The organism is Paenibacillus sp. J22P165, from assembly GCF_059692015.1.
On sequence record NZ_JCAUAP010000009.1, the window covers coordinates 20,708 to 33,969 of the forward strand.

Sequence of the window (13,262 nt, forward strand, 5' to 3'; positions counted from 1 at the left end):
TGTTCCACCAGCCCAAAAAGTCATACGATTTCGGACGTTAATTTCCAGTCCTTTGACATGCACAAATTGTATTATAGTTCATTACCCCCAAAATGCAATAATTTCCTCACCTTTTTGCCTATTAAACAAAAAATATTTACAATTCATTGAATACGGACTGCCATGCTTTTCCATACTGGATAGTAGCGCCTTTGGGCACAGAGAAAGGAGGCATAGCATATGTCCGAGAACGAGAAACCTCGCCAACAACCATCCGAAACACAACCCGCTAGACAAAAAGATGATATTCCTGCTTCTATGCGGTGGATGCGGCGAATCAAGAAGACATTCTCCTTCTTCTTCACCTGCAGCCTGCTGTTACTCATTGGGGCAGCCGTTTTCCTGGTCTATTTGCGCTCCCAAACACTGCCCGTCACCAAAACGATGCAAACCTCTCAAATGTATGATGTCCATGGCGAAGTAATTGACACCTTTTATTCTGGCCAAAATCGGCAGGTCGTTTCCTTAAATGACATCTCGCCTTACTTAATACATGCTACGCTTGCCGTGGAGGATCAACAATTCTACAAACATTTCGGTGTCGACGTCAAAGCGGTAGCACGCGCAGCCATTGTGAATGTCCAAGCCATGGCGAAGGTGCAAGGTGCTGGCACGATCACACAGCAGTTAGCTCGGAATTTATACTTAACGCACGATCGTACGTGGACGCGTAAAATCAAAGAAACGGTATATGCCGTTCAAATGGAAATGCAACTGAGCAAAGACGATATTCTGGCTGACTATTTGAATCAAATCTATTATGGGCACTCCACGTATGGAATTGAGACCGCATCTGAGCTATTCTTCGGCAAGCACGCCAGTGAGCTAACTTTAGCTGAAAGTGCCATGATTGCTGGGGTCCCGAAAGGACCTCGCTACTATTCCCCTTATTATGATCTGCAAAATGCCATGGACCGGCAAAAGATCGTCCTCCAGACGATGGTAAACAGCGGCTTCATTACGCAAAGCGCTGCTGACGCCGCAGCCAAAGAGAAGCTGACGATTCAGCCACTTACCAAAAAGAAGCCTTCTGCAGCGCCCTATTTCAGGGATTATGTACGCAACCTCGCGACGGAGAAGCTTGGCATTACGGAAGAACAATTCGATGAGGGCGGCATCCGTATCTATACCACACTGGATAAGAATGACCAGCAAATTGCTGAGAATGTCATAACGAAGCAGCTCGAAGGCAAGCCCGATCTGCAGGCGGCTCTTGTCGCGGTTGACCCACGGACTGGTGAAATCAAGGCTATGGTCGGCGGACGCGACTATACCGAGAATCAGTTCAACCGTGCGTTATCGAACACGCGACAGCCGGGGTCATCTTTTAAACCTTTCGTCTATATGGTTGCCCTCATGAATGGCTTTACACCTGTCTCCATGGTTAAAAGTGAACCGACGGTGTTTACCTATGATGAAGGGCGGCAGCAATACACGCCACGAAACTTCAATGACCAGTATACCAATGGGAATATCGATATGCGTCAGGCGATTTCAAAATCGGACAACATCTATGCTGTGCACACAATTCTTCAGGTAGGGCCGCAAAAAGTTATCGACTTCGCACGCAAGCTGGGCATTGCTTCGCCAATGAAGCCGCTGCCTTCTCTTGCGCTTGGTTCCTTCCCCGTAAGTCCGTTGGAAATGGCGTCTGCCTTTTCTTCCATTGCCAATCAAGGGTTACACCATGAGCCCACGGCTATTCTACGTATAGAGGATGCGAACGGGCGTATCTTGTATGAAGCGACACCTGCGGAGGAGCAAGTCATTCCCCCTGCGGTTGCGTATGTGATGACCAACTTAATGGAGAGTGTGTTCGAAGAAGGCGGTACGGGCAATCGTGTTGCAAGTACAATCAAACGGCCGATTGCAGGCAAAACGGGCACGACCGATACAGATGCGTGGCTCGTCGGCTTCACGCCTGAGCTATCTACTGCGGTGTGGGTGGGCTATGATAAGAGCCGAGATATTTCAACGGTGGAATCACACCTCGCCTCGCCGATCTTTGCGGATTTCACCGAACAGACTTTGGATGCGATTCCTCCGAAGCTGTTCCCAATTCCTGAGGGTGTAGCGACGGTTTACATTGATCCTGTGAGCGGCAAATTGTCCAATGAAGACTGTCCGAACGCCAAGGTGGAAGCTTTCCTCGCTGGTACGGAGCCTACGACTTATTGTACAGGCAAGCCTGCAAAGCCAGATGCAGCGGGCGGTCAAAAAGACGGCTCCAAAGGCGCTAACGGCTCTTGGTGGAACGATCTGAAACGCTGGTGGAATGATTAATTTACGCCTAAATGAAAACACAAAAAGGCAGTACTAAGCGCGTCTTAGTCCTGCCTTTTTGCTGTCCTAGTATATGAGGTAACATACACTAGGGTCTAGTATACCCGCTTCGACATTGTGTAACAATGGATGACACATAATGTTCATATTCTCCAGATTCGCTACAGAAAGCTTAGGAGAGCGCGTCCTTGAGGCTCTGATCTGAGCGGTTCCACCAGTCTTCGTTATGCTCAATTAGTCTATTGCGAAGCGCTGCGCGCTCACTGTCAGACAATCCTTCTAGAATGAATTTGCGTTTCATAGCGCCATCCATTTTGTTCACATGCTCCGCAAGAATCTTCCATCCGCGGCGAGCTTCCGTATCGATTAACATCTCACAAGCAGACATTCCCGCGTAATAGGCACCTTCTTCTGTGCGATCAACTGCTACCCACACGATCCACGCTTTACGACCATTCGGGACATCCTCTTTGTTCGTGGAGAATTTAATCCCCTTCTCAATCTTACTCTTGGCATGCAGGGTTCCTTCATCCAGATAAGCCTCATCCCCATCAATAATAATACCGGAGACGTTGCTTAGATCAATTGCTCCTGCGCCGAAGCCTTTGTGATTCACTTTTGAACTTACTATATTTAAGGCCAGCTTCTTCTTATCCGCTTCCATAAGGGCACCTTCCACTCTACATAAAGTTAAAATGACGACTTGCTTTCATTGTAGCGAAAGTCATCCCTTAGAACAAGGGGCGGAGTCTTCCATGGCCCTTTCTAACATTTCTTTCACCTCGCAGAAATATTCCCTAGGTTGTCTACATATACATGCTGTAGATGCTTGTTTAGGCGGGGTGAATCTCATGGATATGAATGCTCTATTCAATAGTCGCAAGGTACAGTGGTTTGCTGTCATGCTCCTTGCTGCCGGCGCAGTGTTAATAACGAACACCTTGCTCCCCTCCACATCAAGAGGGACTGTTCCTGTCGTCTCTAAAGAGGTACCTATTGCGAAGACACCGGACATGCAGCCTGCAGATAATGGCAAACCGTTAGAAACCTCAACACCACTTAGTTATCGTATTGCTGAATATCACATGAACGTTGCGTACACACCAGAAACGAGGCAGCTCCAAGGACAACAAACGCTCACGTGGGAAAATCCAGGCAATGTTCCTGTTCAAGAACTGTATTTCCACCTTTATCCGAATGCGTTCGCATCGAAGAAAACGACATTCATGCGAGAATCCGGCGGGAAGCTGCGGGACGATGAAGCGAAGGCAGATAGCGGCGGAAGTATGGAACTGCTCTCGGTAAAATCGGATACGGGTGATGATCTCACTAAGCGGATGACTTTTGTACAGCCTGATGACGGCAATAAGGACGACCATACGCTGCTCAAAATCCCATTATCTAAACCCGTGGGACCTGGTGAAACGGTCACCGTGAAAACCGATTTCCTAGTAAAACTGCCTGCAGCCTTTGCCAGAATGGGGTACGTCGATGACTTCATTATGGCAGGGCAATGGTTTCCGAAAGTTGCCGCCTATGAACGCAAGGGTACAAGAGGCCGCACTGAAGCTGGCTGGAATCTCCATCAATATCATGGCAATTCCGAATTCTATGCGGATTTCGGTATGTATGATGTGAAAATTCAAGTACCCGCCAATTACACTGTGGCGGCTACAGGATTTCCTGTGAAGCCTGCTGTGACGGAAAAAGGAATAAAGACCTATCAATTCTACGCTGAGGATGTCCACGATTTCGCTTGGTCGGCTTCGCCTCATTTCGTCTACGCCGAACAATCTTTCTCTGCTCCACAAGTTCCTGGTGTCAAAATTAAACTGTATCTCGATCCCAATCATCAAGATTTAAAGGATCGTTACATGTATGCGGCCAAAAAAGCACTCTCCCGTTATAGTCAGTGGTACGGAACGTACCCTTACTCTACCCTTTCTATCGTGGTACCGCCTCCAGGTGGAAATGGCGCGGGCGGCATGGAATACCCGACTTTAGTTACGGCTTGGGGTGCTAGTGACAAGGATCCCGACTTAGAACTAGAACGTGTCGTCGTGCATGAAATCGGCCACCAATTTTTCTACGGGCTCGTCGCCAGCAACGAATTCGAAGAAGCCTGGCTGGATGAAGGCTTTACCTCTTATGCAGAGGATAAGGTCATGGAAGCCGAATATGGCGAGGTGCCTAATTTACCTGTCGAATCCAGCTATATAACCTCTCCTAATGGGTTGCAGAAGGATGCATGGGCTTATAAAGGTCATGACCAGTATGCTGAAAATGTGTACACGCGTGGCAAGCTAGTGCTGAAAGCGATTGAGCAACAGGTCGGCACCAAAATGATGGATCGTATCATGCAAACCTATTTCCAACGGTGGCAGTTCAAGCACCCTTCTACGAAGGACTTCCAGCAAGTTGTGGAGGATGTCAGCAAAACAAAGTGGGACGATTTCTTCAATCAATATGTCTATGGTGAGATGATGATGGACTATTCTGTTGAGAGTGTTCAAGTCCGGCCTCAGGGCAATAAAGGTTCCGAAACTTACGAAAGCACAGTCCGCATCGTTAAACTTGGTGGCAACTCACCAGAAGTTCCCGTCCAGTTCCACTTCGCAGATGGGACAACATTAGATAAAACGTGGGATGGCAAGGAAGGCAGTATTGAGTTCAAATTAACACATGCTTCTCCTGTCGACTGGGTGCGCATTGATCCGAAGTACACACTCATTCTCGAAAATAAGCATATCAACAATTTTTATCAGACCCAATTAGATACAAAGTGGCAAATTCGATGGAATCTCGGCATTATTCAGTTCCTGCAAGCCATCTTCGGCTCAGTCGCCTGGTAAGGACTTGGCTTACCCCTCATGACAAACGCTGAGGGTATGCTTACGATGCTGGTTTTCTAAAGAAAACGTTAAGGAGGGACCTCGTTGGCTACCTATATCAAATCAGGCTTCAGGGCAGCTATGGCACAGCCTTTTGCCACAATCATTTTGTTCCTATATCAAATGGGCTGGGGTATTCTCCTGTATAAACTTGTTCAGGGCATACTTGTCCCCCTCATGCATCGCTTCCCTGGCGCCGAGCAGCCGAAGCAGGCATTGCAAATCTTCCTGGCTGAAGGCCAGTTTCAGTTAATAAAAACTGATCTTAGCTATTCCTATTTATGGTGGCTAGCTGCTCTCTTATGTGCTCGCATGCTGCTGACGCCACTCCTAAATGGCGGTGTATATTATTCACTTACGCACGCTCATCAGAATGCAGGCTATCGATTCTTTCGCGGGATGAAAAAACTTATGCTACCGTTTCTGCTCGTGTATCTCGTCCGGATTGCACTTACCCTGTTTCCACTCATCTGGCTGCTACCGAAAGCCTCATATATTCTTGGGCATAGCGGATCCTATGAGCAAGTCATTATCAAGCTTCTGCCTTGGATACTTAGTCTGTTGGTCTACGGCTTTGTCTTGCAGCTTCTCTTTATGTATGTGCAATTCGCCATCGCGGCTAAGCTAGGCATCCTATCTACGGTCATCTCCTTTTTTCGACATTCGCTGCCGATTGTCGGACTGTCCATCATTCTACTGGTGATTACAGGACTTTTAGCAGGGGTAACTGTCACAGCTACCTACATATGGGCTGGACTGATAGCACTAATCATTTATCAGCTGTATCCCCTATTCCACATTTTCATCCAGATTTGGGGGATTTCCTCCCAATATCAACTTCTTTCTGCCAAAATATCCAATTAATATTCAAAAAAACAGCCAATAGGCAAACATTCTCCCCCTCTCGTTGAGATAGGGGCTTTTTTTTGTCTTTTTTCCGAACAATCCGCCTTATTTTTAGCCTTTTTTCAAATGAAAAAAGAGGAATTTCATTGTTTATGACGAATTAAAAGGACTAGCATCAAAAAACCAAATATTTCATGCCGAATTCCTCAGTTTATGGGGAAACGGGGGAACCACTCCGGGTGAATTGATCTTGCAAGACAGGGATCATAGGGAACCTTCAACCGAACCCTCCAGCTAACCTCGTAGGCACCGGAAGGAGACAAGCAGTTGAAGAAAGTTGTTGGTCTTATTTTTAGCCTTGTTTTGTTTTTGAGTGTAAGTGTAGGAAGCGTTTTCGCGTCATCCTCCATGGACAACGCAGTCGAAGATCTCGTAGGAACTCCCTACAAATGGGCAGGAACGACAACCAAAGGGTTTGATTGCTCTGGTTTCACATCCTACTTGTTCAATGGGTTCGGCATCGACCTTCCACACAGCTCCAAATCACAAAACAGCGAAGGCTACTGGGTTGACAAAAAAGATCTTCGTAAGGGCGATCTTGTATTTTTCAACACGGATGGCAGCGGCATATCTCATGTAGGCATGTACCTTGGAGATGGTGAATTCGTTCACTCCGCTACAAATCAAGGTGTTGTGAAGAATAAGTTGAGCGAATCCTATTATGCGAAGCGGTATGTATCAGCCAGACGAGTTCTATGGGATGATATCTACAATCAACTAACTGCTGAATCCAAGTAATATTCTCGGCACAGAATGAAGCCCTGCAAGCGTTGCTCGTAAGAGCGGTTTGTAGGGCTTCATTCATTTGAACGAGAAGATAAGCGTATACTACAATGAATACATATAGGCTTTCGGCCTCCAGGAAGGATAGGAATACATGGACAGAATAAAAGATCTTACGCCCCCACCGTTCCCCGGCATCATTCAATCCATTGATGACATTCGCACAGATATCGGAGAGGCGCATCCGGCAGTCCAAAAGAAAGTAATCAACCAAGTCGACGCGCATGCTAGAGCGTTTATCGCCAAATCACCCTTATTCTACTTATCTACGTCGCATGCGAATGGACTGTGCGATGTTTCACCTCGCGGTGATAGCGCAGGCTTCGTTCGCGTGCTGGATGAACATCGCCTCATCTATCCAGAAAGACTGGGAAACCGTCGACTGGACTCTATGCAAAATATGTTAACCAACCCGCAAGTGGGTCTCTTATTCATCATTCCTGGCGTAGACATGGTGCTCCGCGTCAATGGCCGCGCTTGGCTGACGAAAGATGAGGAGCTACTGTCCACGATGCAGTTGAACGGGAAGTCCCCCATCGCCGCTGTCGGCGTTGAAGTGCAAGAATGCTTCATACATTGCAGCCGTGCCCTCAAGCTGTCAAAGATTTGGGATTCCACTACGTGGGTGCCTGAGAAAGAGCATCCGGACAGCATGGAAATGTTCCGCGCCCATCTAGCATTGAACGGAGTTCCACTAGAAGAATAGGAACAAACAGCCTTCTAACCATAATGTGTAACTTGACATCACATGTTACCCATCCTATAATAACGGCATGTCGTTTTCTAGGGTTCCGCGGTGCACATCGCCGGCTGGTCCGAGAGAAAACACACAGCGGATACGCTGTGGTCACGGAGGGAGAAAAGCCCGGGAGTCTTATCGCGCAAGCGATATTACTTCCGGGCTTTTCTCTGTTTTTTGGTCACACTAACAACGTGTATCCCTAGTTGAAAGGAGTGTAAGTTCATGGCCTGGTTATACTTAGTCATTGCTGGTGTTTTTGAGGTGGTGTGGGCGATCTCATTGAAATTTTCCAATGGATTCACGCGACTCGTCCCCTCCATCGTTACGATTCTTGGCATGATAGTTAGCTTCTATTTCTTAGCCGTAGCGACCAAAACGCTTCCGATCGGAACAGCTTATGCAGCTTGGACTGGAATCGGCGCAGTCGGTGCTATTATCATTGGCACGATGTTTCTCGATGAACCAATCAGTTTGCTTCGTATCTTGTTCATGGTTCTGATCCTGGTCGGTGTGCTCGGGTTGAAATTCACGTCAGGGCACTAATAAGTGTAGAGCACTTAGCCCCCGCTCAATCGTGTAACAACGTTGATGTCTAGAGGTACGGTGATTTCTATTTGATCGTATAACTTACGTACCACAAGCTGCCACCTACAAAGATACGCAAATGCTGGGACAAAGGACGAAAAATATCATTCAACTCTTCGTAGCTATAATAATTTTTGAGAATATCATGCTTGGAACCGTCGGCTAGCTCACGCCTTTTGTAAGTATCCTCACTATCCGCATGGGTTATGAGCTCGCCGCCTCTTCCAGGTACATACACGTTATCCGCAATAAACACCTGTGCCCCGCTGCCCAACCGTTCATGTAAGCCCTGCAAAAAGCTGTCGATACGATTGCGTGGAATATGCGAGAACCAGAAGTTCGCCAGCCCGTAATCAAACTCCCCTCGTACCTCAGAGAGTTTGTACGCATCTCCTTCTATAAAGGTGGCATTCCCCTTAGGCCATGTCTTCGACTCCGCGATGCGCAACACTTCAGGGCGTATGTCTACTCCAACAAGCTGGGCCGCAGTTTCAGATGCTATGTGTGTCCAATAGCCCGTGCCGCAGGCGATTTCCAACACACGGCGTCCTACTACCTGTTTCTTAATCATATCGGACAGAACGCCCAACTCTTCTTGGTACTCCGCATCCTCGCGGTGATAAATCCGTTCATACTCCTCTGCTCGTGCGCCATAATAGGCTTGCATGCTCAGCTTTTCTTGGTCCAAAAGCGTCTGCTTCTCCTTCACGTCATGAAGGATACGATGTCTCGCCGATAGCAAATCCGCAAAAATCGCGCCGCCTTGCGCAGCGTAATTCGCTAGCAGCCCCTGCGTCGCCATGACGATCAACTGTGTCATCGATAAGCCCGTGTCTTCGGCCATTCGTTCCAGGTCGGACTTTACTTTCTCAGGCAAATAAACGGAGAGTCGCTTCGTCTTGTCTTGTTTGTCTTCCATGGTTATCCGCCTCCTTTTTGAATATAATAACACATAATATGTGTCATGTTAACATTTATTATGTTGTATTAAAACCACTTCCACTCAAATACGAAAAAAGCCGAGCCCCATCCACAGGATGAAAGCTCGACTCTATTACATCAACTGGCGCTCCTCGCCATAGCGGCGCTTGAGCTGGTTCAAGAAAAATTGCAGCGAAAGGAATAATAACGCAAAGCTTGTGCCCGCGCTGAGAATAATCCACGGGTGCAGTCGAATATAGCGTGCGCCGTAAGCGATTAGCGACAACCATTCACCGGAGGTACTGATCGTGATCTGGAAGCCAGCTTCCTCGTCCCCAATCGTTTCGGTACCACCGAGTACGATATTGAATACGGCTAGCTGCCCCAGCAGGAACAGCACCTGCATGAACTCGCTTAAGAAGATGAACATCATTTCATTCCGCATCGAGGGGAAAATATGCCGAAGCGTCCGATGCCAGAACGAACCGCCCATGAGTCGGGATGCTTCGATAAACATTTTGCCACTATAATAGCGTGTGCGATCTGCGATCTGATGTGCCAACGGGAATATACCGATCAGTGTAATTAAGGTTATAAAGGTGATGCTGAACAATAGCTTATTGTGAGGATCCGCTTTGGCCCCAAGATCGAGCCTTAACCCATAATACATCCCCGCTAGCGGTGGGTACAGGAATATAAAGGCCGGCACCGCCGCAACTGCCCACTGTAAGGACCGAAGAAGGCCGCGCCCTCGGCCCGTCATCCCACTCCACAATCCCCATGGCAGCGCCACTGCAAGACGTAGCAGAGTTAACGCAAGAGCCGTGCCTAGCGTGTATTTCAACCCATTTAATAACAAGCTGAGCATATCGAAGCCACGATGATCCGTGCCGAGCAGGAAGTTGCTATTGGGCGCATAAGGTGGGATGGCGTATCTAGTTTTACCATCCTCTTGATATTGGATCATGTTGATCTTGTCCTCTGGTGATATCCCATGCGGCTTCAACCAGGACCCGAACACCATCACAATCAGAAATAACGCCAAGAAAGCGATGGAGATATAAAAAGCAGTAGAAGGACGCTTTCTCATGGTCTAGCCACCTCCTCAGCTTGTACCACGAAACGTTTTCGCAGCAGCGCATAGAGAACATGGAAAGCCATCGCAACAATACCAAGCACAACACAGATTGCAGACATAGACGTGATTCCCTGGTAAATCGGCAAAATGATGAAGCCCCCCAAGCCCCCAATGCCACAAATCGCCTCGGCGACGGCCATACTGGCTAGGGCTAGTGTCGTTGCTCTAGGCAATATAGCCAGCACATCCTCCATCACATTCCGCAGCACATGAGAGAAGAGTACCTCGCGGCGCGTCAATCCTTTGGCCAAGGCGGTAACGACGTAATCCTGCCCTAGCTCCCGTGCAATGGCAACACGAAGTGTCCCATAAATCGTCACCGACGGAATCAACGCAATTGTCAAAAACGGAATGAGGAACGGTGTTCTATCTCCCACCTGAACGATCAGCAGCACATAGTGACCGAGAAGCTTCGTTGCGTAAATAGCCCCTAATTGAATAAGCACAATCAAGAAAAAGTCCGGTAATCCCACTAACAGTGCATGCAGGCCATCTAGCAGAACACCGATTCGTCTTGAGATCGAAGCCCACAGCGCAAATAGCATACTAAGTAGAATAGCGAGCAATAAGCCTGGTATGAAATAGGTGCAGGTTTTTAGAAGCATTTTAGGAATGGCTTGCGTGACAGCAACCTCTTTGCGTGTATACGGATCTCGATATTTACCAAAATCACCATGCAGGAATCCCTTAAGCTGGTCTTTGACGGTGTAGCCATAATAGCGCCACGATATGATCGGCTGTTCTAACGGAACGACCGAAGATCTTAACACACCTTTGATCGTCATAGCTGTTCCCTGATACTCCCAGAACTTGCCATAGGGGACCTCGATTAGCCCCGCTTTCTCATTCAAAACCTTACTGCCTGGCAGCATCTCACTGACCTTTTGCATGTTTATGCTAGAATTGACTGCCACTTTGATCTGGTCAGGTTGAACGGACAGAAACATCTGCCGAATGTTACTCAGCAAGAAAATACCGATTAGCGTAATTACACCCAGCAATAGCCATCGTCCTATTACCTTCAATCCGTGCCACCTCATTTATTATTTACCTTAGGTAAAATAGTCATCGTATTGTCATAGTTTATCATGAAGGTTTTGGACAGGACTAGTCTAATCTATTGAAAAAGAAAAAGCCCCCACCTCCCCAAACGAATAGGAAGGTGAAAGCTTCTACAAACTTACGAGCTGAACTGCGCCTGATGCAAGCGGCTATACACACCGCCTACGGCGATAAGCTCCTCATGCGCGCCTTGCTCGGTGATGCCCTCTTCGGTCACAACGACAATCCGATCCGCGTTCTTGATCGTCGCGAGTCGATGCGCAATGACGAGCGTCGTGCGGCCCTTCGACAGCTCCGCCAAGGACTGCTGGATCGCCGCTTCGGTCTCGGTATCTAGCGCTGATGTCGCCTCATCTAAGATGAGAATCGGCGGATTCTTCAAGAACATGCGCGCGATCGCGAGGCGCTGCTTCTGCCCCCCGGAGAGCTTGACGCCGCGCTCTCCGATCACGGTATCCAGTCCCTTCGGCTGGGACTGAATGTAGTTCTGCAGCTGCGCGCGACGCGCAGCATCCCAGATCTCCTCATCCGTCGCGCCCAGCTTGCCGTACGCAATGTTCTCCCGCATCGTGCCGGAGAACAGGAACACATCCTGCTGCACGATGCCGATTTGGCGGCGCAGCGATTCCAGCTCGATATTGCGAATATCGAGTCCGTCAATGGCGATGCTGCCCTCGCTGACATCGTAAAAGCGCGGCAGCAAGGAGCAGATCGTCGTTTTGCCTGCGCCGGATGGACCGACGAATGCGATAGTTTCACCTGCTTTGATCGACAAGTTGATGTTGTTCAACACACGATCTTCATCCCCGTAACCGAAGGATACGCTATTAAACTTAATTTGACCCTCGAGGTGGTCGACTTTAATTGCATTCGGATGATTCGCTACCTCTGGCTCGGTGTCGATAACCTCAACATAGCGTTTGAAGCCAGCAATTCCCTTCGGATAGCTCTCAATAACGTTATTGATTTTTTGAATTGGGCCTAAGAATACGTTCGTTAACAGAACAAACGCAATGAACTCCCCATAAGAGATTTGCTTGTCGATAACGAACCACGTGCCACAGATAAGCACGAATACCGTCACGGAACGCATTAAGATGTAGCTTAATGAAATGTTCCACGCCATGATTTTATAAGAAGCCAGCTTCGTCAATCGGAATCGCCCGTTGTTCACTTCGAACAATTTCTTCTCATGTGCTTCATTGGCGAAAGCCTGTACCACACGAATACCACCGATGTTGTCTTCCACTCTTGCATTAATATCAGCCAGATCGCCCATCATGCGACGGAACGTTTTTGTCATTTTCTGATTAAAATACACCGCAATCCACAGCAGGAACGGCACAATGACGAACGTTAGCAGCGCAAGCTTTACATTAATTTGCAGCATCAGCAACAGCGCCCCAATGAGTGTCATCACGGCAATAAACAAATCCTCTGGACCATGATGCGCCACTTCGCCGATCTCAAGCAAATCATTCGACATTCGCGACATGAGCTGCCCCGTTTTGTTATTATCATAGAACCGGAAGCTCAATTTCTGCAGATGGGTGAATAGCTTTTTCCGCATATCCGTTTCAATGTTAATCCCCAGCATATGTCCCCAGTAGGTAACGACAAAATTCAGCAGTGTATTCAGTGCATAGACGGCCAATAATCCGACGCACGCCCAAATAATCCATGTCCAATTTCCTGCAGGAAGCAATTTATCGATCACCTGGTTGACGGCTAGCGGGAAGCCTAGCTCCAACAACCCAGCCACCACTGCACAAGTAAAATCCAAGATGAATAAGTGCTTATAGGGCCGATAGTACGAAAAAAACCTTTTCAACATGTGTCTACTCCACCTTTCCTTTACATATTATACCTGAAATCCTCCACAAATAGGCAATTGCCAGAGGACATGTATCCA

The 13,262-nt window shown here is 48.0% G+C and carries 11 protein-coding genes and 2 riboswitches; of the genes, 6 read left to right on the top strand and 5 right to left on the bottom strand.

The features are described from left to right. The first annotated feature begins 219 nt into the window (after nt 1-219). Nucleotides 220-2,322 (top strand): transglycosylase domain-containing protein, encoded by a 2,103-nt coding sequence (locus tag AC58QM_RS22640; RefSeq protein WP_497287127.1) that lies wholly within the window; start codon nt 220-222, stop codon nt 2,320-2,322. A gap of 172 nt (nt 2,323-2,494) precedes the next feature. Here the strand turns inward: AC58QM_RS22640 and AC58QM_RS22645 are convergent, their stop codons facing one another. Further along, nucleotides 2,495-2,986 (bottom strand): YwhD family protein, encoded by a 492-nt coding sequence (locus AC58QM_RS22645; protein WP_497287128.1) that lies wholly within the window; start codon nt 2,984-2,986, stop codon nt 2,495-2,497. A gap of 193 nt (nt 2,987-3,179) precedes the next feature. On the opposite strand from AC58QM_RS22645, the gene AC58QM_RS22650 reads away from it, so the two are divergent. The 5 genes from AC58QM_RS22650 to sugE all read left to right on the top strand — a co-directional run bounded on the left by AC58QM_RS22650 (nt 3,180) and on the right by sugE (nt 8,187). Next, nucleotides 3,180-5,174 (top strand): M1 family metallopeptidase, encoded by a 1,995-nt coding sequence (locus AC58QM_RS22650; RefSeq protein ID WP_497287433.1) that lies wholly within the window; start codon nt 3,180-3,182, stop codon nt 5,172-5,174. A gap of 84 nt (nt 5,175-5,258) precedes the next feature. Beyond that, nucleotides 5,259-6,077, top strand: a complete 819-nt coding sequence (locus AC58QM_RS22655) for a hypothetical protein (RefSeq protein WP_497287129.1) — start codon at nt 5,259-5,261, stop codon at nt 6,075-6,077. Between the two features lie 167 nt (nt 6,078-6,244). Continuing rightward, nucleotides 6,245-6,383, top strand: a riboswitch (cyclic di-AMP (ydaO/yuaA leader). 3 nt (nt 6,384-6,386) lie between these two features. Next, on the top strand, nt 6,387-6,857 hold the full coding sequence (locus AC58QM_RS22660; protein ID WP_497287130.1) for a C40 family peptidase: 471 nt from the start codon (nt 6,387-6,389) through the stop codon (nt 6,855-6,857). Between the two features lie 139 nt (nt 6,858-6,996). Further along, complete coding sequence (locus AC58QM_RS22665; RefSeq protein ID WP_497287131.1) at nt 6,997-7,608, top strand: MSMEG_1061 family FMN-dependent PPOX-type flavoprotein; 612 nt, start codon at nt 6,997-6,999, stop codon at nt 7,606-7,608. A 66-nt stretch (nt 7,609-7,674) separates the two neighbouring features. After that, a riboswitch (guanidine-I (ykkC/yxkD leader) is annotated at nt 7,675-7,776 on the top strand. 90 nt (nt 7,777-7,866) lie between these two features. After that, nucleotides 7,867-8,187 carry a quaternary ammonium compound efflux SMR transporter SugE gene (gene sugE, locus AC58QM_RS22670; RefSeq protein WP_310501882.1) on the top strand — a complete coding sequence of 107 codons (321 nt, stop codon included), beginning with the start codon at nt 7,867-7,869 and terminating at the stop codon, nt 8,185-8,187. Nucleotides 8,188-8,254: 67 nt separating this feature from the next. On the opposite strand, the gene AC58QM_RS22675 is transcribed toward sugE, so the two are convergent. The 4 genes from AC58QM_RS22675 to AC58QM_RS22690 all read right to left on the bottom strand — a co-directional run bounded on the left by AC58QM_RS22675 (nt 8,255) and on the right by AC58QM_RS22690 (nt 13,184). After that, on the bottom strand, nt 8,255-9,148 hold the full coding sequence (locus AC58QM_RS22675) for a methyltransferase domain-containing protein (RefSeq protein ID WP_497287132.1): 894 nt from the start codon (nt 9,146-9,148) through the stop codon (nt 8,255-8,257). Nucleotides 9,149-9,283: 135 nt separating this feature from the next. Further along, the gene (locus tag AC58QM_RS22680) at nt 9,284-10,240 is read right to left on the bottom strand and encodes an ABC transporter permease subunit (protein ID WP_497287133.1); all 957 of its coding nucleotides are present in this window, start codon (nt 10,238-10,240) and stop codon (nt 9,284-9,286) included. Beyond that, nucleotides 10,237-11,313 (bottom strand): ABC transporter permease subunit, encoded by a 1,077-nt coding sequence (locus AC58QM_RS22685; RefSeq protein WP_497287134.1) that lies wholly within the window; start codon nt 11,311-11,313, stop codon nt 10,237-10,239. The genes AC58QM_RS22680 and AC58QM_RS22685 overlap by 4 nt, the downstream gene beginning before the upstream one ends. Nucleotides 11,314-11,468: 155 nt before the next feature. Next, complete coding sequence (locus tag AC58QM_RS22690) at nt 11,469-13,184, bottom strand: ABC transporter ATP-binding protein (RefSeq protein ID WP_497287135.1); 1,716 nt, start codon at nt 13,182-13,184, stop codon at nt 11,469-11,471. Nucleotides 13,185-13,262 lie beyond the last annotated feature (78 nt).